This window comes from Nocardia cyriacigeorgica (assembly GCF_010858045.1).
In the GTDB taxonomy this organism is placed as follows: domain Bacteria; phylum Actinomycetota; class Actinomycetes; order Mycobacteriales; family Mycobacteriaceae; genus Nocardia; species Nocardia cyriacigeorgica_E.
Window position 1 is genome coordinate 97,981 of the sequence record NZ_JAAGVC010000001.1, and the last position, 25,501, is coordinate 123,481.

At 69.7% G+C, this 25,501-nt stretch carries 16 protein-coding genes; 6 read left to right on the top strand and 10 right to left on the bottom strand.

All coding sequences use genetic code 11. The annotated features are described in order from the left end of the window. Positions 1-6: 6 nt before the first annotated feature. The 7 genes from GV790_RS00495 to GV790_RS00525 form a co-directional block, all read right to left on the bottom strand. The gene (locus tag GV790_RS00495) at positions 7-1,044 is read right to left on the bottom strand and encodes a TIGR03617 family F420-dependent LLM class oxidoreductase (protein ID WP_163809293.1); all 1,038 of its coding nucleotides are present in this window, start codon (positions 1,042-1,044) and stop codon (positions 7-9) included. A 154-nt stretch (positions 1,045-1,198) separates the two neighbouring features. After that, positions 1,199-5,023 carry a multifunctional oxoglutarate decarboxylase/oxoglutarate dehydrogenase thiamine pyrophosphate-binding subunit/dihydrolipoyllysine-residue succinyltransferase subunit gene (locus GV790_RS00500; RefSeq protein WP_175585757.1) on the bottom strand — a complete coding sequence of 1,275 codons (3,825 nt, stop codon included), beginning with the start codon at positions 5,021-5,023 and terminating at the stop codon, positions 1,199-1,201. Between the two features lie 106 nt (positions 5,024-5,129). After that, positions 5,130-8,969 carry an ABC transporter ATP-binding protein gene (locus tag GV790_RS00505; protein WP_309138968.1) on the bottom strand — a complete coding sequence of 1,280 codons (3,840 nt, stop codon included), beginning with the start codon at positions 8,967-8,969 and terminating at the stop codon, positions 5,130-5,132. 226 nt (positions 8,970-9,195) lie between these two features. After that, a complete protein-coding gene (locus tag GV790_RS00510) occupies positions 9,196-9,978 on the bottom strand; it encodes an ABC transporter permease (RefSeq protein ID WP_163809297.1) in 783 nt (260 codons plus the stop codon). Further along, positions 9,975-10,970 carry an ATP-binding cassette domain-containing protein gene (locus GV790_RS00515; RefSeq protein WP_163809299.1) on the bottom strand — a complete coding sequence of 332 codons (996 nt, stop codon included), beginning with the start codon at positions 10,968-10,970 and terminating at the stop codon, positions 9,975-9,977. Before GV790_RS00515 ends, GV790_RS00510 begins: the two co-directional genes overlap by 4 nt. Then, positions 10,967-11,713 (bottom strand): hypothetical protein, encoded by a 747-nt coding sequence (locus tag GV790_RS00520; RefSeq protein WP_163809301.1) that lies wholly within the window; start codon positions 11,711-11,713, stop codon positions 10,967-10,969. The genes GV790_RS00515 and GV790_RS00520 overlap by 4 nt, the downstream gene beginning before the upstream one ends. A 161-nt stretch (positions 11,714-11,874) precedes the next feature. Further along, on the bottom strand, positions 11,875-12,900 hold the full coding sequence (locus GV790_RS00525; protein ID WP_163809303.1) for a glutathione S-transferase family protein: 1,026 nt from the start codon (positions 12,898-12,900) through the stop codon (positions 11,875-11,877). Positions 12,901-12,950: 50 nt separating this feature from the next. On the opposite strand from GV790_RS00525, the gene GV790_RS00530 reads away from it, so the two are divergent. Together GV790_RS00530 and GV790_RS00535 are read left to right on the top strand one after the other, a co-directional pair. After that, on the top strand, positions 12,951-13,745 hold the full coding sequence (locus tag GV790_RS00530; RefSeq protein WP_163809305.1) for an enoyl-CoA hydratase/isomerase family protein: 795 nt from the start codon (positions 12,951-12,953) through the stop codon (positions 13,743-13,745). Positions 13,746-13,867: 122 nt separating this feature from the next. Then, on the top strand, positions 13,868-15,172 hold the full coding sequence (locus GV790_RS00535; RefSeq protein ID WP_228806687.1) for a class I adenylate-forming enzyme family protein: 1,305 nt from the start codon (positions 13,868-13,870) through the stop codon (positions 15,170-15,172). A gap of 9 nt (positions 15,173-15,181) precedes the next feature. Here GV790_RS00535 and GV790_RS00540 read toward each other — a convergent pair whose 3' ends face one another. After that, positions 15,182-15,928 (bottom strand): tyrosine-protein phosphatase, encoded by a 747-nt coding sequence (locus GV790_RS00540; protein ID WP_163809307.1) that lies wholly within the window; start codon positions 15,926-15,928, stop codon positions 15,182-15,184. A 384-nt stretch (positions 15,929-16,312) separates the two neighbouring features. Between GV790_RS00540 and GV790_RS00545 the strand changes: the two genes are divergently transcribed. Both GV790_RS00545 and GV790_RS00550 read left to right on the top strand, forming a co-directional pair. Next, entirely contained in the window at positions 16,313-16,789 is a 477-nt protein-coding gene (locus GV790_RS00545; protein WP_228806688.1) for a TetR family transcriptional regulator, read from the top strand. A 45-nt stretch (positions 16,790-16,834) separates the two neighbouring features. Beyond that, positions 16,835-18,022 carry an alanine racemase gene (locus GV790_RS00550; RefSeq protein WP_163809309.1) on the top strand — a complete coding sequence of 396 codons (1,188 nt, stop codon included), beginning with the start codon at positions 16,835-16,837 and terminating at the stop codon, positions 18,020-18,022. A gap of 219 nt (positions 18,023-18,241) precedes the next feature. Here GV790_RS00550 and GV790_RS00555 read toward each other — a convergent pair whose 3' ends face one another. Both GV790_RS00555 and GV790_RS00560 read right to left on the bottom strand, forming a co-directional pair. Continuing rightward, positions 18,242-22,000, bottom strand: a complete 3,759-nt coding sequence (locus tag GV790_RS00555) for an AAA domain-containing protein (protein ID WP_280212704.1) — start codon at positions 21,998-22,000, stop codon at positions 18,242-18,244. Between the two features lie 121 nt (positions 22,001-22,121). Then, positions 22,122-23,924: a DEAD/DEAH box helicase gene (locus GV790_RS00560; protein WP_163809311.1), complete on the bottom strand. Its 1,803-nt coding sequence runs from the start codon at positions 23,922-23,924 to the stop codon at positions 22,122-22,124. A gap of 62 nt (positions 23,925-23,986) precedes the next feature. Here GV790_RS00560 and GV790_RS00565 point away from each other — a divergent pair, with 62 nt between their 5' ends. Further along, positions 23,987-24,841, top strand: coding sequence for a carbon-nitrogen hydrolase family protein (locus GV790_RS00565; RefSeq protein WP_163809313.1), 855 nt, complete (start codon positions 23,987-23,989; stop codon positions 24,839-24,841). An 11-nt stretch (positions 24,842-24,852) separates the two neighbouring features. Beyond that, the gene (locus GV790_RS00570; RefSeq protein WP_163809315.1) at positions 24,853-25,485 is read left to right on the top strand and encodes a phosphoribosyltransferase; all 633 of its coding nucleotides are present in this window, start codon (positions 24,853-24,855) and stop codon (positions 25,483-25,485) included. The last annotated feature ends 16 nt before the right edge of the window (positions 25,486-25,501 follow it).

Consider the following 25,501-nt stretch of genomic DNA (forward strand, 5'->3'; position numbering starts at 1 on the left):
GCCGGCTCACCGCCGAGCGGCGCGCTTCCCGGTCCCCGTATCCGCCCGATCCAGTGCCTCGGCGAGAGCCCTGATCTGGTCGACGGGTGGGTCGTAGCCCGGGAAGTAGCAGCACACGCGGTCGGCGACATCGCCGAAGCGGCGGATGATCTCGGTGGCGCAGGTTTCGGGGGTGCCGCGCACGGCGATGGTGTCGAGCATGTCGTCGGAGATGCGGTCGAACATGCGCATGATGTCGCCGGACTTGGAGAGGGCGTTGAGCTCGGGTTGGCGCTCACCCCAGCCTTCGATGTCGAGGACGGGCCGGTAGGCGGGGGTCGAGCCGTAGAAGGCCAGCAGGCCGCGGACTCCGATGGAGGCCGCGGCCAGTTCCTCGTCCGTCCTGCCCATGGCGACGATGGCCTGCGGGTAGATCGGGAATTCGGTGCGGCCCGCGCGTTCCATGCCTTCGGCCACCGCCGGGAGGGTGCGTTCGCGGAAGTGACGGTGGGTGTGGAACGGCATGACCAGCAGGCCGTCGGCGACCTCGGCGGCGGTGCGGGTCATCAGCGGGCCGAGAGCGCCGAGCAGAACCGGCGGCCGTCCGTACGGGTTGGGGCCGGGCACAAAGGTTTTCGGCATGAGAGTGTGCCGAGTGTATGTGCCACGGAAATCCAGTGGCGTGCCGTCCTGCCAGGAGGTCAGGATCGCGCGGACGGCGAGCACGATCTCCCGCATCCGCGCCGCCGGAGCCGACCAGGTCGCGCCGTAGCGCTTTTCGATATGCGGCCGGATCTGCGAGCCGAGCCCGAGCCGGAAACGCCCGCCCGACATCAGTTGCAGATCCCACGCCGCATGCGCCAGATGCATCGGGCTGCGCGGCATGGCGATCGCGACATTGGTCATCAGATCCGTCTCGACCTGCCCGGCCACCGCGGCCAGCGGAAGCATGACATCGTGCGGACCCTCGAAGGTGAACAAGCCGGCGGCACCGGCGTCGACGAGGGCACGGGCGCGTTCGACCGAGCGGTCCGGACGCGCATCCAATTGAAGATCCAGCAGCACCAGCTCATCCAACCGTACGGTCGCGGTTCGGACCGGCGAATGCGGAGCCCGGTCGGTAAAAGTGCACAACGAACTCGCCCACAAACGCCGGACGCCGGGCCCGAAACACTCTGCGGGAGAGTGGATTCGGGCCCGGCGTCGGTCGAACGGGTGATCAGGCGATCGGCTCGAAGGCCTCGGCGATGATCTCGGCCTGCTCGACGGCGTGCACCTTGCTCGAACCCGAGGACGGCGCCGACATGGCGCGCCGCGAGATCCGGCGCAGCTTGCCGAAACGCTCCGGCAGCAGCTCGGGCAGGTTCAGGCCGAAGAACGGCCAGGCACCCTGGTTGGCCGGCTCCTCCTGCACCCACGCGATGTCGGTGGCGTTCGGGTAACCGGCCAGCGCCTCGTTCAGGCGGAACTTCGGCATCGGGTAGAGCTGCTCGATGCGCACGATGGCGACATCTTCGCGCTTCTGCTTGGCCTTGGCGGCGGCCAGCTCGTAGTAGAGCTTGCCGCTGGTCAGCAGCACCCGCTTGACCTTGCCGCGATCGCCGATGCCCTGCTCGTAGGTCGGCTCGTCGAACACCGAGTGGAACTTGCTCTCGGTGAAGTCCTTCAGATCGCTGACCACGGCCTTGTTGCGCAGCATCGACTTCGGGGTGAAGACGATCAGCGGACGGCGGATGCCGTCGAGGGCGTGGCGGCGCAGCAGGTGGAAGTAGTTCGCCGGAGTGGACGGCACCGCCACCGTCATCGAACCCTCCGCGCACAACTGCAGGAAGCGCTCGATGCGGCCGGAGGTGTGGTCCGGGCCCTGACCCTCGTGACCGTGCGGCAGCAGCAGCACGACCTCCGACAGCTGGCCCCACTTCGCCTCACCGGAGGAGATGAACTCGTCGATGATGGACTGCGCGCCGTTGACGAAGTCACCGAACTGCGCCTCCCACAGCACCAGCGCGTCCGGGTTGCCCAGCGAGTAGCCGTATTCGAAGCCGACGGCCGCGAATTCGCTCAGCGCCGAGTCGTGCACGGCGAACCAGCCCGGGTTGGTGGAGCCGATGTTGTGCAGCGGGGTGTACTCGTCGGCGGTCTTGCGGTCGATGATCACCGCGTGACGCTGGGTGAACGTGCCACGGCGGGAGTCCTGACCGGTCAACCGCACCGCGCGACCCTCGTCGATCAGCGTGCCGAAGGCCAGCAGCTCGGCGAAGGCCCAGTCGACCTTGCCCTCGTAGGCCATCTCGCGCCGCTTCTCCAGCACCGGCTTGACGCGCGGGTGCACGTTGAAGCCTTCGGGCACATTGAGGAACGCGTCGCCGATGCGCTGCAGCACCGACTTGTCCACGGCGGTCTGCACCGTCGCGGGCACCTTCTGATCGTCCTCGACCGATTCGCTGGGTTCCGGCGAGTATTTCTCCAGCTCGCGGACCTCGTTGAACACGCGCTCCAGCTGGCCCTGGTAATCGCGCAGCGCGTCCTCGGCCTCTTTCATGGAGATGTCGCCACGGCCGATCAGGCTCTCGGTGTAGCTCTTGCGCACCGAGCGCTTGGTGTCGATGACGTCGTACATGTACGGCTGGGTCATCGACGGGTCGTCGCCCTCGTTGTGGCCGCGACGGCGGTAGCAGATCAGGTCGATGACCACGTCCTTGCGGAACTTCTGCCGGAAGTCGACCGCCAGGCGCGCGACCCAGTCGCAGGCCTCCGGGTCGTCGCCGTTGACGTGGAAGATCGGCGCGCCGATGAACTTCGCGATGTCGGTGGAGTACTCGGTGGAGCGGCTGTTCTCCGGCGCGGTGGTGAAGCCGATCTGGTTGTTCACCACGATGTGGATGGTGCCGCCGACGCGGTAACCACGCAGACCCGACAGGTTCAGCGTCTCGGCGACCACGCCCTGGCCGGCGAACGCGGCGTCACCGTGCAGCATCAGCGGCATGACCGAGAAGCCTTCGGGGCCGTCGCCCTTGTCCAGCAGGTCCTGCTTGGCACGGACCAGGCCCTCGAGCACCGGGTCGACCGCCTCGAGGTGCGAGGGGTTGGCGGTGAGCGAGACCTCGATCTCGTTGTCGCCGAACATCTGCAGGTAGGTGCCGCGCGCACCGAGGTGGTACTTCACGTCGCCGGAGCCGTGGGTGGCCGCCGGGTTCATGTTGCCCTCGAACTCGGTGAAGATCTTCGAGTACGGCTTGCCGACGATATTGGCCAGCACGTTGAGCCGGCCGCGGTGCGGCATACCGATGACGACCTCGTCGAGGCTGTGCTCGGCGCACTGGTCGATCACCGCGTCCATCATCGGGATGACCGATTCCGCGCCCTCCAGCGAGAAGCGCTTCTGGCCGACGTACTTGGTCTGCAGGAACGTCTCGAACGCCTCGGCCGCGTTCAGCCGGTTCAGGATGTACTTCTGCTGGGCGACGGTCGGCTTGACGTGCTTCTGCTCGACCCGTTCCTGGATCCACTCGAGCTGGTCGGTTTCCAGGATGTGGGTGTACTCGACACCGACGTGGCGGCAGTAGGAGTCGCGCAGCACCGACAGCACATCGCGCAGCTTCATCCGCTCCTGGCCGTGGAAGCCGCCGACGTTGAACTCGCGGTCGAGGTCCCACAGGGTCAGCCCGTGCTGGGTGACGTCGAGGTCGGGGTGGCTGCGGAACTTGTCCTTGACCAGGCGCAGCGGGTCGGTGTCGGCCATCAGGTGGCCGCGGTTGCGGTAGGCGGCGATCATCTCGAGCACGCGGGTGCTCTTGTCGACCCCGCGTTCCTTGACGTCCTTGCGCCAGCGCACCGGCTCGTACGGCACTCCGAGGCCGTGGAAGATCTCGTCGTAGAACTCGTCGGAGATCAGCAGCTGGTGGATGGTGCGCAGGAAGTCGCCGGACTCCGCGCCCTGGATGATGCGGTGGTCGTAGGTCGAGGTCAGCGTCATCAGCTTGCCGACACCGATCTCGGCGATGCGCTCATCGCTCATGCCCTGGAATTCGGCCGGGTACTCCATGGCACCCGCACCGATGATCGCGCCCTGGCCCGACATCAGCCGCGGCACCGAGTGCACGGTGCCGATGGTGCCGGGGTTGGTGAGCGAGATGGTGACGCCGCTGAAGTCCTCGGCGGTCAGCTTGCCCTCGCGGGCGCGGCGCACGATGTCTTCGTAGGCGGTGTGGAACTGCCCGAAGGTCATCTCCTCGCAGCCCTTGATCGCGGCAACGACCAGCGAACGGTTGCCGTCCTTGCCGGGCAGGTCGATGGCGAGGCCGAGGTTGGTGTGCGCCGGAGTGACCGAGTTGGGCTTCCCGTCGATCTCGGCGAAGTGCCGATTCATGTTCGGGAAGGCCTTGACCGCCTGCACGATGGCGTAGCCGAGCAGGTGGGTGAAGGAGATCTTGCCACCGCGGGTGCGGGCCAGGTGGTTGTTGATGACCAGCCGGTTGTCGATCATCAGCTTGGCCGGGATGGCCCGGACGCTGGTCGCGGTGGGGATGCTGAGCGAGGCGGACATGTTCTTGGCGACCGCGGCTGCCGCACCACGCAGCACCTTCGTCTGGTCGGCTGCCGGGGCGGCAGCCTTGGGCCCGCCGGTCGGCGCGGCGTTGGACGTCGGCGCCGGGGTGGTCTTGGGGGCGCGCGCCTGCTGCGGAGCGGGCGCGGGGGCCGCGGCGGCCGGAGCCGTGGCCGCCGCAGGCTTCGGAGCCGGGGCGGGGGCCTTCGGTGCGGCGGCAGCCTTTGGCGCGGCGGCCGTGGGCGCGGGCGCCGGAGCCGAGTTCACCGGCGCGGTCGTCGCTGCCTGCGCGGGTGCCGGGGCGGGGGCCTGCGCTGGCGTCGGCTGACCGGCCTGAGACTCACCGGACGCGTCGGGGGTGTAATCGGCGAGGAACTCGTGCCAACTTTCGTCGACCGATGACGGATCGTTCTTGAACTTCTGATACATCTCGTCGACTAGCCACTGGTTCTGTCCGAACTGGGAAGTTGAGCTGCTCACAGCAGGTGTTCGCCTCATTTCGTTCTTCGCGCTGCGACGTTTGTGACGTGCCCGGCACGGGGATCGGCGGATACGCGCCGATGCGCCCTCTGTCGAGGATAGGCCCAGCCCCGAATCGGCGGTGCTACCGACCGGCGGACAGGCCGCTCCTCCATGGTGACGACCTGTCTTCCGCTGAGAATATTCCCTCCCGTTCTCCGGCCGCTGCCCAGAGTCGGGCATAGGCGCCGCGGGCGGCCAGCAGTTCGTCGTGTGCGCCGATTTCCACGATCCGGCCGTGGTCGACGACCGCGATCCGGTCGGCGCGCGCGGCCGTCGCCAGCCGGTGCGCCACCACCACCGTGGTCCGGTTCCTTGCCAGCGATTTCGTCGCGACCAGCACCGATCGCTCGGTATCTGGATCGAGGGTGGCCGTCGCCTCGTCCAGCAGCAGCAGATCGGGGTCGACCAGTTCGGCCCTGGCCAGCGCGATCAGCTGGCGCTGTCCGGCCGACAGGCCGCGGCCGCGCTCACCCACCGGTTGGGCCATGCCGAGCGGGAGAGCCTCGATCATCGCGGTCGCGCCCACCGCCGCGGCGGCCGCCGCGATCTCTTGTCCGGTCGCCGATGGTTTCCCGAATGCAATGTTGCTGGCGACGTCGCCGGTGAACAGGTGAGGTTCTTGCGGGACGATGCCGAGGCGGGCCCGGTAGTCGGCGAGCCGGTAGTCGCGCAGGTCGACGTCGTCGACGCGGACCGACCCAGCGCCGTCGGCCGGTAGGTCGTAGAGGCGGGCCAGCAGCTTGACGATGGTCGATTTACCCGCGCCGGTCGCGCCGACCAACGCCAGCGTGGTGCCGGCCGGGATGTCGAGGCAGACGTCGTCGAGGGCGAGGTTCTCGGTGCCCGGATAGCCGAAGCGCACCTGATCCAGGCGGACGGCGCCGTCGAGCCGGTCGGTGATGGCGACGGCGTCGGGGGCGTCGGGCGCGATCGAGGATTCCGTGCGCAGCAGCGCCCCGATCCGGCGCAGACCCACCTTGGCCTGCTGATATCCGTCGAAGACCTGGGACAGGTGCTGCACCGGCCCGAACAGCAGTTCCAGGTAGAGCACGAAGGCGACGAGGGTGCCCGCGCTGGTGGTGCCGCCGGCGATCTCGCGGGCGCCGACGAACACCACCATGGCCAGTGCCAGGTCCGACCAGGCCGAGATGAACGCGAAGTACAGCGCGATGGCCCGCTGCGCCCGCATCCGGCTGTGCCGGTAGCGCTCGGAGTATTCGGCGAAACGGCGGGCCGCGAGCGGTTCGTGCCGGTAGGCCTGCACCGCGCGCAGGCCGCTGATGTTCTCCTGGAAGTCCGCGTTGACGGTGGAGACGTGTTCCCGCGAGATCGTGTAGGCCGCCGAGGACACCCGCCGGAAGATCACGGTCGCGATCACCAGCGGCGGCAGCACGCCGAGCAGCACCACCAGTGCCAGCGGGGTGTCGATGACCAGCAGTGCCACCGCGATCGCTACCAGCGACAGCGCGCTGACCAGTGCGGTCGAGACGCCGGTCTGCAAGAAGGTCGACAACGCGTCCACGTCGGTGGTCATCCGCGTCATGATCCGGCCGGACAGTTCGCGCTCGTAGTAGTCGAGGCCGAGTCGTTGCAGATGGGCATAGCTGCGCACGCGTAACCCGTAGAGCACCCGCTCGCCGGTGCGGGCGGTCAGCGTGGTGGTGGCCGCGGCCACGATCCAGCCCGCGAGCACCAGCACCGCGCCGAGGACGGCCGCCCGCACCAGTGCGCTCAGATCGTCTCCGCCGACGCCGGCATCGATGGCGTAGCGCACGATCGGCGGGAACCCGATCCCGATCAACGCCTCCACCGCCAGCAAGATCATGACCGTCAGCACCAGCGCGCGCACCGGCCACAGCAAGCGGATCAGCCGGAAGCCGGGATCGGGTTGCCGTAGTCGCGCGGCATCCAGCCGGGGCTCTTCGGTGGCCGGGGGCAGCCGCTCGATGGTGCGGCGCAGTTCCGGCGTCTCGCTCAGATCCGCGGCGGCGGCGCGGCCGGCCCCGCGCGGTGTCCGGCGGGCCGGCTCGGGGAGCACGGGAGCCGTGACCGGCTGGGCATGGGCGGGTGCGGGCAGGCGGACCACTCGGTCGGCGTGCGCGAGCGTCGATTCGCGGTGGGCCAGGATGATCGTGGTGCGCTCGCCGCGGTCGGGCAGCGCCTCGAAGATGGCGGCCTCGGTGACGGCGTCGACGGCGGAGGTGGCGTCGTCGAGGACCAGGATGCGCGGCCGGGCCAGCAGCGCCCGCGCCAGGGCGATGCGCTGGCGCTGCCCACCGGACAGGGTGAGTCCGCGTTCACCCACCACGGTGTCGTAGCCGTCGGGCAGGTCGCTGATGAATTCGTCGGCCGCGGCCATTTTCGCCGCCTGCCGGATCTCGGCGTCGGTCGCCTCTGGACTGCCGAGGGCGATATTCGCGGCGATCGTGTCGGAGAACAGGAACGGGTCGTCGAAGACCACACCGATGGCGGCGCGCAGGTCACTCGCCCTGAGCTGGGCGATGTCGATGTGGTCGGCCGCTCGTCCATCGCCGCGGGACGGTGAGCCGCCAGCGGGCTCGTCACGGCCGGTTTCCGCTCGCCCGGGATCGCCGGTGGCGGGCGGCGTGGGAGCTGCGTGACTGCCCTTCGCCGACGGCCCCGGGATCGCAGCGTCGATCAGGACTTCGGGCTTCGCCGCCGCGTCCGGCGCGGCGGTGAACAGCCGGATCGCGCCGGAGTCGGGTGCGTAGAACCGGGGAAGCAGCAGGGACAGGGTGGTCTTGCCCGACCCCGCTGGCCCGATGATCGCCACCGTTTCCCCCGGCCGCACGGTGAGGTCGAGATCGCGCAGCACCGGCCGGTCCGGATCGAAACCGAAGGTCAGCGCGTCGATGTCGACACCGAGCGGTCCATCGGGCAGGTCCAGTGGATGCTCCGGATCGGCGACGGTGGGCGCGGCGTCGATCACCTGGAACACCCGTTCGGCGGCAGCCCGGGTGAGCTGGGCCATGATCACCACCGAGGCCATGGTGCGCGCGGTGGTGGTCATGGTGGCGACGTAGGCGGTGAAGGCGAGAAACGTGCCGAGGCCGATGCTGCCGCCCATGGCCAGCACCCCGCCGAGGGCGACCACACCGACCAGGCCCACCTGGGGGATGGCGGCCAGCGTCGGCGCGAAGCGGGAGTTGATGGTCGCGGCCCGCATGCGCTCGGCGAACAGCGTGCGGCCGTGCCGTTCGAGCAGGTCGACCATCCGCGCTTCCTGGCCGAACCCCTTGACCACCCGGACGCCGGTGACCGTTTCCTCGACGTGCTGGGCGAGGTCGGCCGCGCGTTGCTGCGCCGACCAGGTGGCCGCGTACAGCTTGGGCCGGATGCGGTACACCACCACCGCGACGGCGGGTACCACCAACAGCGCGACCGTGGCCAGCAGCGGCGACAGCCACATCATCACCGCCGCGGCGAGCACGAATTGCAGCAGCGACATTCCCGACAGCGGGGCCATCGCCAGCAGCCCCTGCACCAGTTGCAGGTCGGTGATCGAACGCGACACCACCTGCCCGGTGCGGATGGCGTCCTGCCCGGCGCCATCGAGCCGTTGCAGTGAGCCGAGCAGCTTCACCCGCAGCGCGTGCTGGACATCCAGCGACAGTCGTCCGGCCAGTAGCCGCCGCCCGAAGGAAGCGAGGAACCGGCCGAGGGCGAGCAGCACGAGCAGCCCGGCGACGGTCCCGATCACTCCGGTATCGCCGATGCCCGCCGCATCGACGGCCCGTTTGGTCAGCAGCGGCGCGACGATCTCGGCAGCCGCTCCCGCCAGCACCGCGGCAGCGATCCCGAGCACGGTGCGCCGATGGCGCGTGCTCTCCAGCCACAGCCGCCGAATCCAACCGGGCGCCCGCCCCACGCTGTCCGACCCCCCGACGACTTCTGTACTCACCCGCGCTCCTCCGCCTCCCCGAGTTTCTTGGCCGGACTCGGGTACCGAACCGGTAGCGTCGGCGGCCGGCGGTTTGTGCGTCTCTGGGCCTGTTGTGGACGTACCCGACGAGTTACCCGGCCCATCCGAGATCAGATGTTCCGGTGGCATCGACCATAACGACACCCACCGACAGACGGTTGTTCCCGCCGGACGATCGACATGAGTGAGTCGACCCGGTATCAGCTCACAGGTCGCGGGCGCGCACCGACCACCAGCCCAGGCCACCGATGCCGATGGTCCACAGCAGCAGCACCACGATCGCCGCCGGTGTCGGCGCCAGCAGGTCGGCGGTGGCGAAGGAGCCGGGCATCAGGGCGCTCACCGTCGACGACCCGGGCAGCAGGGTCGCCACTCCGGCGATGCCGAGGCCGGTGGTCACCAGCCAGATCAGCGGCTCGATCACCAGCAGCCAGCCGAGCACCAGCGCGACGCCGGTCCCGGGCGAGCGCAGCCACAGCCCCACGCCGGAGCCGATGACCGCCCAGCACACCGCCGCGACCAGCCCGCCGCCGAGCGCGGCGAACAGCTGCGCGGTGATCTCGAACTTCCCGTTGCCGAAGGCGAAAAGGCAGCCGAGCGCGACGAGCTCGACCGCCACCGCCGCACCCAGCGCAACAGCCGCCGTGACCAGCATTTTTGCGCCGACCAGCCGATCGCGGTCCGGAGTGAACATGGCCGTGATGGCCATCGTGTCGTGCCGGAATTCGGCACCGGCAGCGGCCGCGCCGTACCCGCCGGCCGCCAGCACGACCGCGATCAATGCCAGATACAGGCCGATGGTGGCGGCGCCGGTGGCCGGCTCGCCCTCGGGGTCGGCGGGTCCGGACAGGATCGCGGTGACCGAACTGGTCACCACGGCACAGGCGACCACCAGCGCCGCGAGCAATCGCGGCCAGCGCAGCGTCGCGGTCTTGCGGAGTTCGGAGTTGATCGCCGGCAGCAGGTCCGCGGGCAGGACGTCGATCATCGTGGAATCCCGTACGGCATCGGAGACGGTTGCGGAGGTCGAGCGGGGTGTGGCGGAGCGGCGGTGCCGGTGACCACCGGCAGGTGACGGGCCGCGGCGGTGAGCGAGGCCAGCACGCGGTCCGGGTGGATGGGGTCGGCGACGATGCTGTCGATGCGGACGCCTGCCGTACCGGCGACCGCCAGGATCTGCTCCTGGCTCGCCTCGGCGACGGCGAGCCTGCCGTCCTGGCGGATGACGGCATCGGTGTATCCGGCCACTGCCAGCGCCGTGGCCAGCGCGATCGCCGAGGATGTCGCCACAACGAGCCGGTCGGGATTATTGCGCCGCAGCCGCGACGGGCTGCCCTGGTACACCACCGAGCCCTCGCTGAGCACGATGATGGTGTCGGTGAACGGCAACACCGCGGCCAGGCTGCGCCCGGTGATCAGCGCGCTCCCGCCGCGGCCCGCGTGTCCGCGCAGGAAATCGGTGAGCCAGGCGTGTTCGACGCTGTCGAGTTCGAGAGTGGGGTCGTCGAGCACCAGCAATTGCGGGTTCGGCAGCAGGGCGGTCGCTATCGCGGCGCGCAGCTGACGTCCCGGGCTGAGCCCGTCGGGCTTGGTGCCGGCGAAGTCGGTCAGTCCGGTCAGCTCCAAGACCTCGCGCACCCGCCGGTCCGGCAGTCCAGCTGCGGCGGCGTAGATCCGCAGGTGGTCGCGGATGGTGCGGCCGGGGTGCAGCCCGCGCGGGTCGAGCACGCCGCCGACCACGGGTGCGTAGTCGGGCCGGTTAGCGACATCGAAACCGCCCGCCTGCACCGCACCGGCGGTGGGTTCGAGCAGCCCGAGCAGCACACCGGCCACCGTCGTCTTGCCCGCGTCCTCCGGGCCGACCAGCGCCGCGACGGTGCCGGGTGCGACCGTGAAACTCGCGTCGCGCACGGCCTCGGTCAGGTCGTAGCGCTTGGTCAGTCCGCGGACGGCGAAGGCCTGCGGTCGTGCGGCGCTCACCGCGAGACGGCCGGGGGCGGCGGGTAGGCGGAGGGCACCGCAGACGCTTCCAGCGCCGGCAGCGGATCGGCGTCGATGATCTGCGGCTGATCGGCCGGGAAGTGGGCAGGCGCGGGACCGAAGGCCTTGCGCGCGTTGTTGATCGTGGCCTTGCCGAGGGCGCGGTTGCCGGCCCCGCCGATCACCGCGCCGATGCCCGCTGGCAGCACCTTGCCCGCCATCAGGCCGGCGCGTTTGGTGATGAATCGGACGATGAACCGTTTGAGCAGCGACTCGTTCATACCTGCCACGCCGGGAATGCGGGTCGCGAACGCCGTGCCCCAGTTCTTGGCGGAATGGCCGATGCTCTTCTGCACGATCTCCATGCCGGTATCGCCGAGCACGACCGCGAGCACCAGCGCTCGCCGCTGCTCCTTGTCCTGTGGCCGCACACCGTGTACCGAGGCGACCGCGAGCGTGAACACCGCGGAGGCCTCCATGAAGAAGGTGGTTTCGGCGCTGACCGCGGCCAGCGCCGCGACCGTGCCCACGCCAGGCACCGCGGCCGTGGCGCCGACCGCGCTACCGCTGCCGGTGACCGCGAGCAGGTACTGCTTTTCCAGCCGCTCGATGATCTGCGCCGGGCTCTCGTCCGGATGCGCGCGCCGCAGCCGCGCCACGTACTTGGCGACCGCGGGGGCTTGCAGGCGGGATCCGGTATCGAGTAGCTCGACCACCGCTTTCTCGAACGCCTTGGTGAACACGGCCTCATCCTCCTCTTCGGCCTCTGCTGCGCAACTGTAGGGCACCTGCGCCATCAGCTCGTTCTGACAACGGATTACCCGCTGCAATAGGTTCCGACCCCACCGCGCGCCGATCGGCACGGTGGTTCGGGTCACGGCCCGGCGGCCGGGAGAACGGCTGCCTACCGCGGCTCGCGCAGCGCGGGCACTCGCTCGCTCAGCGGCGGCGGAGGCGGCGGGGTGCCATCGCCGAAGGGCCTGCCACCCAGCGCCTCGCGCCCGTGCGGGGTCAGCCAATTCGACAGATCGGGGCCCTTGGGCACGATGCGAGTGGGGTTGATATCGGTGTGCACCACGTAGTAGTGGGTCTTGATCTGTCCGAAATCGACGGTGTCACCGAATCCGGGCGTCTGGTAGAGGTCGCGCGCGTAGGCCCACAGCACCGGCATTTCGGCGAGCTTGTTGCGGTTGCATTTGAAATGCCCGTGGTAGACGGCGTCGAACCGGGCCAGTGTGGTGAACAGCCGCACGTCGGCCTCGGTGATGGTGTCGCCGACCAGATAGCGCTGCCCGGCCAGCCGGTCGCTGAGCCAATCCAGGGCGGTGAAGAGCCGGTCGTAGGCGTCGTCGTAGGCGTCCTGAGCGCCGGCGAAGCCGCAGCGGTAGACCCCGTTGTTGACCTCGGTGAAGACCCGGCGGTTCACCTCGTCGATCTCCGCGCGCAGCGGCGGCGGATACAGCTGCGGCGCGCCCGGCCGATGGAACTCGGTCCATTCGGTGGAGAAATCGAGGGTGATCTGGGCGTAGTCGTTGGTCACCACCTGGCCGGTCGGCACATCGACCATCGCGGGCACGGTGATACCGCGCGGGTAATCCGGGAAGCGGGCCAGGTAGGCATCGCGCAGGTGGTGGATGCCGAGCACCGGATCGACCTCGCCGGGGTCGAGATCGAAGGTCCAGCTGAGCTTGTCGTGGGTTGGTCCGCACAGTCCGAGCGAGATCACCTGTTCGAGCCCGAGCAGGCGACGCACGATGAGGGTGCGGTTGGCCCAGGGGCAGGCGCGGGCGGCGACCAGCCGGTACCGATCCGGCGCCACCGGATAGCCGTCTCGGCCGTCCGCGGTGATCCTGGTAGTGATGTAGTTGGTGTCACGCTTGAACTCGCCTGGCTCGACGTAGCTGCCTGCCTCCGATTCCGCCTTGGTCACACCGACAGTCTCGCAGATCCGGGGCGAGGCGAGGGCTTTACTCTGACCGAATGAGTGACACCAAACCCACCAGACTGGAACGCGAGATCGTCGGCGACGGTGCCGAGATCGCGACATTGACTCTGGCGAATCCGCCGCTGAATCTGTTCGACCAGGCCATGTTCGATGCCCTCGTCGCCGATATCGCCGAGTTGACCGCGCGTCCGCCGCGCGCGCTGCTGTTGCGCGCCGAAGGCAAGGTCGTCTCCGGTGGGGTCGATGTGCACACCTTCGACGGCCTGACCGCCGAGCAGGGCGCCGAGCTCTGGCGCGATCTGTTCGCCAGGATCTGCCATCCGCTCGAGGCCCTGCCGTGCCCGGTGGTGTTCGCGGCGCACGGCCTCACCCTCACCGCGGCCTTCGAGATCGCGCTGGCCTGCGATCTGATCCTGGCCGCGCCCAAGGCGAAGTTCGGGCTGGTGGAGATCGTGGTCGGGCTGACGCCGTCGATGGGCGGCCCGCAGCGGCTGGCCGAGCGCGCGGGGTCGGGCCGGGCCCGCGAGCTGGTCATGACCGGCGACCTCTACGACGCGGCGACCATGGCCGAATGGGGTGTGGTGAACGGGGTGCACGAGGACCTCGACGCCGCCGCCACCGCCCTGGTGCACCGGCTGGCGCAGGGCCCGACCCGCGCGCACGCCGCGACCAAGAAGATCGTCGAGGCCTGGCGTTCGGGCGGTGTGGCGCATGCCGATTCGGTGACGCCCGAGGTGTCCGGCGAGCTGTTCGCCACCGAGGATCTGCGTGGCGCGGTCCGCAGCTTCCTGGAGCTCGGTCCGGGTAAGGCGACCTATACCGGACGCTGATCGGCCTTGCTCCCGGGCATCCGTGGATGACGACACGGAAACATTCGCCGACTCCGACCGCGAATTTGTGATCTGCGTCATATAGTCACAGTGCCCGACGGTTCGAAGCACGCGGAGGTCCGATGAGAGACGGTACGACGAGGCTCATCGGGCCGAGCGCGAACGAGGATGCTCAGGACGGTCTGCTGGTCGAATACCCGGCCGGGGAGCGGGCAGGCGATCCGCTGGCCCGCGGCGCCGACGGCGTGCTGCGCTACGGCAATCTCACCCCCGCGCTCACCGAACTGCTCGACCTCCAGGTGCATGCCTTCACCAACCGGGAGGCCGTGGTCGAGGTGGGCGGGCCCCGGCTCACCTACCGGGAGCTGTGGCATTCGGCCTCGCGCATCGCGGGCGGCCTGCAGGAGCACGGCATCGGCTACGGCGATCGGGTCGCGGTGCACCTGCCGGTCGGTGCGCGCTGGGTGCAGGCGTTCCTCGGCGCTTTGCTCAGCGGCGCCGTGCCGGTGCTGGTGCACGACGGGCTACCGGCCGCGGTCGCCGAGCGCGTGATCGCCGACAGCGGCGCCGATTTCGTCCTCGGTTCCGGTGGCCGCGGCTGCGGCTCCACCAGGGCCGGTGGCGTCGCCGAGGCGGAATTGCCCGACGGTGCTGCCTTCATCGACGACGGCGCCGCCCTCGACGATCTCGCCCTGCTCTGTTACACCAGCGGCACCGCCCCGGGCCCGCTGCTCCCCAAGGGCGTCGAGCTCACCAACGAGAACCTGCTCTCGGCCATCCGTTCGGTGGTCGGCGCCCTCGATCTGCCCACCGACGGATTACGCAACTTGGTGCTGCTGCCATTGGCGCACGCCAGCGGCTGCGTCGACCAGTTGCTGCCCACCTTCGCCGTCGGCGGCACCGTTGTGCTCGCGCCCGATACCGGACGGCTCGCCGAAACCCTTGCCGCCGAACGCATCGACATGATCGCCGCGACCCCGCGCGTCCTCGGCGCCCTGCTGCCGGAGCTGGCCGCCGAGCGCGCCGACGGCCTGCGTACCGAGAGTGTGGCGCGCATCAGCACCGCTGGCCATCGCGCCGAGCGCCAGACGGCCGGACTCGACGCGGACGAAGTGCGCGCGGTGTTCCCCGACGCGCGCCAGTGGGCGGTCTGGGGTGCCACCGAGACCAGCGGCATCGGGCTCGCCGTCGATGATTCGCCCGCCGATCCGACGGTGCTCGGATTGCCGTTCGGCGGCACCGAATTGGCGCTGTGGGGTCCGCGCGCCGGGCACGGTCACGGCGAACTGCTGTGCCGGGGCCCGAACGTCACCCGCCGCTATTGGAACGACCCGAAGGCCACCGCGGCTCGTTTCACCGGCACCTGGTTCCATACCGGCGATCAGGTCACCATCGGCGCCGACGGTCTGGTTCGGCGCAGCGCGTAACCGGGCCGCTCAGCCGACCAGGCGTTCACGCAGGCGTGCGCGCAACTCGGCGGTCAGGCCGACGGCATCCAGGTACCGGTCGATATCGCCGTGCAGCTCGCGCACCGAGTCCAGCCCGCTGCGCAGGTACTCCTCCCGCACGCCCAGCAGGTCGTCGGAGAAGACGTGATCCGGGCCGAGGTTCTCGATCAGCATCGCCTTCAGCACCGGGACCGCGGAGTTGCTGAGCAGGTAGTCGGCCAGCACGTCCGGCTCGTCGACGCCCACCGCGCGCAGCAGCGTCGCGATGGCCCAGCCGGTGCGATCCTTGCCCGCCGCGCAATGCACGAGCACCGCGCCGTCGCCGCGCACGACCGATTCGGCCAGGGCGAGGATGGCCGCGTGTGCCTCCGGACGTGCCGGGAACATCCGGTAGACCTCGATCATGTGCGCCTTGGCCGCGCCCGTCGCCGGATCGTGCGGCGGCGCTTCGCCCATATCGGAGTCGAACGGGGTGACCATGAGCCGGATGCCGTCGGGCAATCGGTCGGCGCCGTGTTTGGCGATCTCCGGCTGGCCGCGCAGGTCGTGCACGGCGCGCACGCCGAGTTCGCGCAGCACCGCGTGGCCGGTCTCGTCCAGGCTGCTGAGCTGTGCCGATCGCAGCAGGACGCCGGGCCGGATGGTGCCGCCGCTCGCGGTGGGCAGGCCGCCGAGGTCGCGGAAGTTGAAGGTGCCGGGGATCCGCAGGTGGCCGGCCAGGGGCGAGAGAGTCACTTGCTCAGGCTAACGTTCACCGGACGGGCACGGCCAGATGTCCGTTTTGCGAGGTCCAATTGTGTGATCGGACACAGCGCCCGGGCCGTGGAGTCGATCATGTCGTACGCTGATCGATGCTTTGTGCCGTACACGGGGAGGGGCGAGAGTGATGTTCGCGGAAGCGATTCCAGCGCAGTGCGGAAGAGTTCGACAGCGTTCCGTTTAGGTAACAAAACAATCTTTTAGTCTGAATTTGCCCATGGAACTAGTTCTTAAACCCTGAAAACCTTCTACCATTGATGAACGCTGCCTGGATGGGCTGCACTTTCCCGACAAGTGCCCGCCAGGTAGTGAATCGCGGCCGACGAGGTACGCGAGATCTGTTCGCCGAGGGAGTCGTCGTTGATCGCACGTGGAGAATTGGTGGAGGCCCGATTGCGGCCGACCGTCTGCGAGGCAGTCGAGAATGCGGCTGCTTCGCTCGATATGCACGGTGTGCGCGCGCTGCGAGTGCTGCTCCACGCCGGTTTCAGCGCCTACTGGCCGTTGGTGAAGGCCACTCCGGCCAAGCAGTTGGAGGCCTACGAGGAGGCCGTCCAGCGCTTGCGTGAGCATTGGGACGGCGAGACCGAGGCCGATTCTGCCGCCGGGACGGGCCTGTTCCAGGACATGGATGCCGAGGCCGTCGTCTTCCTGGAGTTGTGCGCCCGGCATGCGGGCGCGCAGTGGCTCGAGCCGGTGGAAGCCATCGCCGCCTACGTCGTATCGGTCTTGCAGGGCGCGGTGCTGCGCTGGCTGGCCGACCGCGACGACGAGACGATCCTGGTGGTGCTCGACGATCTGGTATCGAGCCTGGCCACCCGCGCCGCGGACGCGTAACCGGTCTCCGCGCAGTACTGGACGCCTGACCAGTTGCATGGTTGAGTGGGTGGGGTGACCGAAACGTCGCCGATCGCGCGGCTGCACGCCGCCACCGCCGATCTCGAGCCGCCCCTCGCCGCCCTCGACCTGGCTGCCCTGCGCGCCAATGCCGCCGACCTGGTGCGCCGCGCCGGTGGCGTTCCCATTCGCGTCGCCAGCAAATCCGTGCGCTGCCGCGCCGTGCTCGAAGAGGTCCTCGGTGCCGGGCTGACCGCCGACGGCGGATTCGCCGGAATCATGTCGTATTCGCTGGCCGAGGCCATCTGGCTGGTCCGGCTCGGCGCGCGTGATGTGCTGCTCGGCTACCCCGTCACCGACCGTGCCGCGCTGGCCGAACTCGGCGCCGACCCGGTGCTGCGCGACGCCATCACCTTGATGATCGACCATGTCGATCAGCTCGACCTCATCCGGGCGGCGGTCGGCAGCGAGAACGTGCGGCCACGGGTCTGCCTGGATGTGGATGCCTCGCTGCGTATCGGGCCGCTGCATCTGGGGGTGCGGCGCTCACCGATTCGCAGTCCCGAACAGGCCGCCGTCTTGGCCGAAGCGGCGCTTCGCCGTGGCTTCGACGTAGTCGGTGTGATGACCTACGAGGCCCAGATCGCGGGCCTGCCCGACAGCAATATCGCGGTGCGGCTGGTGAAGAAGGCCTCGGCCGCCGAGATCGGCCGCCGTCGCGGTGCGGTGGTCGATGCGGTGCGGTCGGTGGCCGGGCCGTTGCAGATCGTCAACAGCGGCGGAACTGGATCGATCGAGGTCAGCACGGCCGATGCCGTCGTCACGGAGGTCACCGCGGGATCCGGCCTCTACGCGCCCACGCTGTTCGATGACTACCGCGCGTTCAGCGTCACGCCGTCGCTGTTCTTCGCGCTGCCGGTGGTGCGCAAACCCGCCGACAAGATCGCCACCCTCTTCGGCGGCGGCTATATCGCTTCCGGCCCGGCCGGTGCGTCGCGGGTGCCGAAGCCGGTGTGGCCCACCGGTTTACGACTGATCGGCACCGAGGGCGCGGGAGAAGTGCAGACCCCGGTGACCGGCGCCGCCCACCTGCGGATCGGCGATCGGGTATGGATGCGCCACGCCAAGGCCGGGGAGCTGTGCGAGCGGTTCGACCGTGTGCACCTGGTCGACGGCGACGGCGAGCGCACCGCCGTGCTGACCTATCGCGGCGAAGGAAAATGCTTCGGCTGAGCGGGGCGTATACCGCGGAATAGGGGTCGAAAATTACCGGCTGTAGTAGTCGGAAATAAGAACGCCGAAATACGAAACCGACTGGTTTGAATAATTGCGGGCCCCATGCCGCCATTTCGCTGAGTCGTAACCGAGCGGGCCGAACGCAATCGTCGGCCCGTTATACGGGTACTCCCAACCGGTATGTGCGGCGGCGAATTCGGCGGCCGCGCGCTCGGTTCAGCCCAGACGCAGAAAGCGCGACAACTCGGTCAGTTCCGCCGGTGTGCTGGGCAGGTACTCGGTTAGCAGGGGAGAGCGAATGATGATCGCCTTCCACAGCGCTCGGCACAGCGCGCCCTGCACGAGCGTGCGCGAGATCAGCGTCGACAGCCCGTGCGGCGCATCGGCCGGGCTCGACGTCGCCAGGGACACGATGACCACGGCCGCCTCCCGCCCGCGGAACAACTCCGGCGTGCCCACCAGCACATCGTCGATCTTGGCGCGGGCCAGCAGCGTCGAGATCCGCGCCACCTGAGCGCGATACGGGGTGACGACGAAGATGTCGTGCGGATGCAGCCGCCGCGTCGTCGCGCCGATCGTCCACGTCAGGCCGAGCAGCGCGCGCACCCGGCGCACCACCTCGCGGGCCTCGGCCACCGATTCGCTCGCATTGCCGTGGTGGTCCACCAGCACGGTGTCGATGCCGGGTTCGGTATCGGCGAGGCGGCGGGCCCGGGTGACGGTGTCGCTGGCGCGCAATCGGCCGCTGTAGTAGAGCCGCGAAATGGGTTCGGCCACCCGCGGATGCATTCGCCAGGTGCGGTCCAGGAAATAGCCGCGCTCGGCGGGCAGCGTGTCACGGTCGTCGATGAGCCGGCCGAGCACTGATGCGCCGACCGGTTCCGGATGGGCGGCGCCGAGGCGCTGGACGGGCGCGAACGGGACGCTCGGGGTGAGTGCTGGTGCGGGTACCGGATCGCCGATGACCAGCAGGTTGCGCGCGCTCACCGCGGCCGCGACCGCGTCGGCCAGGGGGAATCGCCCGGCGTCGGCGATCACCAGCAGATCCAGATCCCGATACGGCACCAGCTCCGGGTCGGCGAAATCGGCCGGGGCGCCGCCGATCACGCAGCCGTTGATCGCGTTGTCCAGGAAGCGCCGATACCGGCCCGCCTCGATGACGGCCCATTCGGGCGCCGGGATCGTGACGTCCTTCTTGGCCACCAGCTGCGGCAGCACGCCGACCTCGACCACGGCGTCCAGCAGGTTCTCCACGATCGCCGGCGTCGGCGCCACCACGCCGACCCGCCATCGATAGCGGGTGACCATGCGCTCGATCACCCGCGCCGCGGTCGCCGTCTTGCCGGTGCCGGGCGGGCCCTGTACCGCCACATAGGAATCGTCGAGTGAGCGCACCGCCTCGGTGATGGCGGCGGCGTGGTCACCGTGCACCCGGGGCAGCGGTCCACCGCCGCGCAGCCGGGGTGGGCGGCGGGCGAGGATGTCGAAGATCGCGCCGGCCGGGATCTGCGGCAACGTCATCAGCAGCTGCTGGGCCTGGTATTCGATCGCGGTGTGCACGTGGTCATCGGGAGCTGGCAGCCCGGGTGCGATCGCGGTGGGCAGATCGTCGAACGGGGCGCAGCCCGCGGGCAGGCGCTCCTCGAGCCGGACGGTGTCGTCGAACTCCGCGTCCACCGAGCATCCGAGCACCGTGGCGGTCGCCGTCGCACGCTGCCCGGCCGCCGCGACCATGCCCTCGGCCACCGGACGGTCGTAGAAGGTATGCACCGACGTGCCCGGCGCCAGCCCGCTGCCCGCGCCCATTCGCCCGGTCAGCGTGATGAATCGGCGCACGGTATCCCCGCGCGGGCCGATGTGCCATTTGGTGTCGACGGTGCCCCAATCGGCGACGAGCACACCGGGCGCCTCCGGCCATTCGTCCACCGGATGGGTGAGCCGATCGGCATGCGCCCACCACAGCGGCTGCCGTTCCCGGCGCCGGAATCCCAGTGCCGCCGACATCAGCGAAGCAACCTGGCGGGCACTGGATTCGGCGTCTGGTCGATACTCGGCCGAGCCCGAAGCTGCTGGCCCGTACTCGGTCGAGCCCGGAACCGCCGCCTCGTGCCCGGCCGAGCTCGGAGCCGCTGCCTCGTATTCGGCCGTGCCTGGAGCAACTGCCTCGTATTCGGTTGATCCGCACCGCAGCTCGATCACCGTGTCCAATGCGGAATCGGGGTTCTCGACCGGCGTGGAGCCGAGGGACCGGGCCGCTGCCGCACCGGTGTCGCCGATCGGCGCGGCCGGATCGGGCTCGTGCGGAGTTCTCCGCGTCGCACGCGTCGGTGAGGGTGCGGTGGTAGCCGCCGCGGGGAAGGGCTCGCCCGGTGCGGCCGGCACAGCAGGTGTTGCCACCGCGCTCGCGGCTATGTGCTCGTCCTGCGGTACGCGCTCGGCGAATTCGGCGAGGGCGGCTTCCAGTGGAGTCGGCCGACCTAGCGGTTCCAGCCTCGCGGCGCGGCGCTCGGCGGCGGGCGCGGCCGGTGCGATGTGTAGTTCAGCGGCGCGGTCGAGCAGCCAGTCGCGCAGCCGCAGCACCGTCACACAGTCGCGGTCGGCATCCGCGCGGGGTTCGGGCGCGGGCAACAGCGCGCGCAGCCGGGCCGGCTCGTACGAGTCGACGCCGATCAGCAGCGCGCTACGCACGATCGGATACAGGTCGACGAAAACGCCGCCGCGCAGCAATTCGTCGATCAGATCCTCGCCGGTGCCGAAGCGGCCACCCGCGCACAGCAGGGCCGAGCGGACCGCCGCGGTGTAATGGAACACGTGCAGTCCTGGGTGGATCCGCCTGCGCCGGGCGATGATGTCGAGCACCTGGTCGAACGCCGCGCGCTGCCGTGTCCGGGTCTCGGCGCCGGCATTGTCGAGTGCCGCCGGAACCAGTAGTGACACGTGCACACCGGCGGCGTCGGCGAGCTCGACGCGCAGCTGATCCGCCGGTGCCGGGTCGATGGTGAGGGCGAGATCGCCCGGGGTGCGGGCCGGCAGTGCGCCGAGCGCGGTGGGATCGATCGTGGTGTGGGCGGGACGGCCGGAATCGTCACGGCGCAGCTGGATCTCGGCTTGTCTGCGCAGCCGCAGCAAGGTGCGCGGACCCAGCTCGGGCACGGGCGGCAGCGGCTCGGCCGTCGTGCCCAGCCGGTCGATGGTGCCGATCCCGGACTCGCGCAGCCGGGCCCGCGCGGTGCCGTTCATCCCGGCCACCAGCAGCAGATCGCGGGCGCTGGTGAGCGCGTCGACGCACACCGCGCATCGTCCGCAGGCCAGATAGCGCGGGTCGCCCCATTGGGCGGGCAGCAGTTCGCCCAGCTTCTCGTCCACGATGTGACGGACCCGTGCGCGGCGCGCGCGAAACACCGGAAGCAGTTCCGCCACGGGCAATGTATGCGTCCGGCCGCGGTGGGACTGCGCGATCAGCGGGTCGACGGGAATCCCGGCCGCCTCGATCGCCGCCGCGCAACCGGCCAGTTCCAGCGCCGAGGTGATGTCGACGTCGTCCTCGCCGACGCCGTGCACGCGATACCGGACGCGATGCGCGGCGCGCACCAGAAAATCGGCGCGGCAGGCGAATTCGCCGTCGAAGAAGATCGCGCCCGCGATCACCGGTGCCTTGGCCCGTAGTGCGGCGAGGGTGTCGGCGTTGGCGGCGGTCAATGCGGCCGCGACATCGCCGTCCGCGCGATCCAGCTCGGTCTGCTCGGCGAAGCCGCCGATCTCGACGAGATCGGCGCCGTGCCGTCGCCGCAGCTCCGCCAGCAGTACGGCCCGTTCGGCCCGCCGGTTCTCCTCGGTCGAGTTCGGCGATGGGGTTGCGGCAGGCGCGGCACTCGCGGTGCCCAGATCGGCGTCGAGGGCGTGCAGCATCGCGAATTCGCACCGCGCGGCGCGGGCGAGGTCTGCGGCGGTGCTGACGACACGATCACCGAACACGAACAAACGCGGCCCTCCTGTGCCCGGACGGGACACCGGTCAGCGCTTCCTTGCGCACCGGACGGCAACACCTTAGCCAGCGGATCCGGTCGCGCCGCAGCCTGCCCGGCCCGGCGTGGCGTCAGGACCGGGGCTTGCGCCGCTCGTAGCGCTTACCGGAATCGCGCTCCCGGCGCGGGCCACGGGTGAACGAACGCTGCCCCGGCGGGCCCTGATCGAGCTGCAACTGGATGAGCTGACCGCTGATCCTGGTGCGCCGCAACGCTTCCAGCGTCTCCTGCGGCAGATTCGCGGGCAGCTCGACCAGGCTGTGGTCGGGCCGGATGCTGATATGACCGAAATCGCTGCGCCGCAGGCCGCCCTCGTTGGCGATCGCGCCCACGATCGCGCCCGGCACCACCCGATGCCGCTTGCCGACGCTGATCCGGTAGGTGGCCAGCTCCGCGCCGGTGGCCCGATGCCGTCCGCCGGAACCGCCGGGACGTTCGTCGTCGAAGCGGCGCGGCGACCGTTCGCGCTGCGGCCGCTCCACCGGCTCCGGTTCCGGTTCCATGAAGAAGTTGTCGCCGTCGTAGGAACCGACGGCCAGCGCGGCCGCGATATCGACCAGCGGGATGTTGTGCTCGCGCTCGTACTCCTCGATCAACTTGCGGAACAGCGCGAGGTTGGCGGAGTTGAGGTTTTCGGTGATGGCGTCACCGAACTTCGACACTCGCTGGGCATTGACGTCGTCGACGCTGGGCAGCTGCATCTCGGTGAGCGGATGCCTGGTGGCGCGCTCGATGGCCTTGAGTAGATGCCGCTCGCGCGGGGCGACGAACAGCAGCGCCTCACCGGAGCGGCCCGCGCGGCCGGTGCGGCCGATGCGGTGCACATAGGACTCGGTGTCGTGCGGGATGTCGTAGTTGACCACATGCGAGATGCGTTCCACGTCGAGGCCGCGGGCGGCGACGTCGGTGGCGACGAGGATGTCGAGCGTGCCCGCCTTGAGCTGGCCGATGGTGCGCTCACGCTGGGCCTGCGCGATATCGCCGTTGATGGCGGCGGCGGAGAAACCACGGGCCCGCAGCTTCTCGGCCAGCTCCTCGGTGGCCTGCTTGGTGCGCACGAAGATGATCATCGCCTCGAACGACTCGACCTCGAGGATGCGGGTCAGTGCGTCGAGTTTGCGCTGATGCGACACCTGCACCCAGCGCTGGGTGATGTTGACGTTGGTGGAGGTCTTGGCCTTGACGGTGATCTCGACCGGATCGTTGAGGTACTGCTTGGAGATCTTGCGGATCGCCGCGGGCATGGTGGCCGAGAACAGCGCGACCTGCTTGTCGGCCGGAGTGTCGGCGAGGATGCGCTCGACGTCCTCCTGGAAGCCCATCTTCAGCATCTCGTCGGCCTCGTCGAGCACCAGATATTGCAGCTGCGACAGGTCGAGCGTGCCCTTTTCCAGGTGATCGATCACGCGCCCGGGCGTGCCGACCACGACGTGCGCGCCGCGCCGCAGCCCCGACAGCTGCACGCCATAGCTCTGACCGCCGTAGATCGGCAGCACATGCAGGCCGGGGATGTGCGTGGCGTACCGGCCGAAGGCCTCGGCCACCTGGATGGCCAGTTCACGGGTGGGGGCGAGCACCAGCGCGCGTGGAGCCTTACCGCCGGCCTCCAGCCCCATCAGGATCGGGATGGCGAAGGCGGCGGTCTTGCCGGTGCCGGTCTGCGCCAGACCGACGACGTCGGCGCCGGAGAGCAGTGGCGGGATCGTCGCGGCCTGGATCGGCGACGGCGATTCGTAGCCGACATCGGCGATGGCCCGCAGAATGCGGTCATCGATGCCGAGATCGGCGAACGTGGGGTCGACAGGGCTGGTATCGCCGCCCGCGGCGGCGGATTCGTCGTCGCTGGAAACGCTGTCGACCTGATTTGTGCTCATTGAGCAGCAGTTTACTGCCTTGCGGTGGCTGTCCCGGCCACCGGGCCAATACGGTGAGACCTATGCAACCGCAGAACACGGCCGCGACCGCGGCGACCGGGTCCGGGCGCGTCGAGGTCGCGGTGGTCCAGTTCGCGCCCTCGACCGAGCCTTCACAGAATCTGCATCAGCTGCGCGAGCACGTGCGCGCGGCCGCCGAGGCCGGGGCGCAGGTGGTGGTCGCGCCGGAGTATTCGATGTTCGCCGTCAGCAGGCTCGACCATCGGGTCGTAGCCGTCGCCGAGCCGCTGACCGGGCCGTTCGTCACCGGACTCGCCGCGATCGCCGCCGATTACCACGTGCATCTGGTGGCCGGTGTGGTCGAGACGACCACGCCGGGAGAGGGCCGCATCCACAACACACTGGTCGCACTCGGACCGGACGGGACGCTACTGACGCAGTACCGCAAGGTGCACCTCTACGACGCGTTCGGCCACCGTGAATCCGAGGTCGTGCGGCCGGGAGCCGTGACCGATCCCGCGACGTTCACCGTGGGCGAGCTCACCTTCGGTTTGCAGACCTGCTTCGATCTGCGCTTCCCCGAGGGCTGCCGCCGGGTGGCCGCGGCCGGCGCGCAGGCCCTGCTGCTGCCCGCCCAATGGATTCCCGGACCGGGCAAGGTCGAGCAGTGGACGACGTTGTTGCGCGCCCGCGCCATCGAGAACACCGTCTATGTCGCGGCCGCCGATCAGAGTGCGCACCGTGGCGCGGGATCATCGATGATCGTCGACCCGGCCGGCGTCGTCCTGGCCGCACTCGGCGAGGAACCGGGCGTGCTCGTCGCGACCGCCGACATCGCACGGGTGCACGAGGTGCGGCTGGCCAACCCCAGCCTGGACCTGCGGCGATTCGAGGTCGTCGAGCGCGTGTCGGAGTAGCGTTCGAAGTAATGGTGTACAGCGATCGTGCCGCCGCCGGTCGCGCGCTGGGTAAGAGATTGTCCTACCTGCACGCGTCGAATCCGCTGGTGCTCGGTCTGCCGCGGGGCGGGGTGCCGGTGGCCGCCGCGGTGCGCGAGGTGATCGGCGGCGATCTGGACATCCTGCTGGTGCGCAAGCTGGGCGTGCCCTGGCAGCCCGAGCTCGCGGTCGGCGCCATCGGCGAGGACGGCGCCAAGGTGATCAATACCGACGTGCTGGCCCACACCGGGCTCACCCATGACCGGGTCGACGAGATCGAAGCCGTCGAGCGGGCCGAGCTCGAACGTCGCCGGGCCGTCTGGCGCGGCGACCGCGAGGCGCTCGAGGTGGGCGGACGCACCGTCGTCCTCGTCGACGACGGCATGGCCACCGGTGCCAGCATGCTGGTCGCCTGCCGGGTCGCGCGGCTGCGGATGCCGGACCAGATCGTGGTCGGGGTGCCGGTGGCCTCGGCCGAAGCCATGGACCGGGTCGCACTCGAAGCCGACGACGTGGTCTGCCCGCTGGTCCCGCCCAGCCTCGGCGGTGTCGGCAATGCCTACCGCGATTTCCATCAACTCGCCGACCACGAAGTGACCGAGCTACTGCGCGCCGACGTCTAGCCCGAGAGCGTCACCG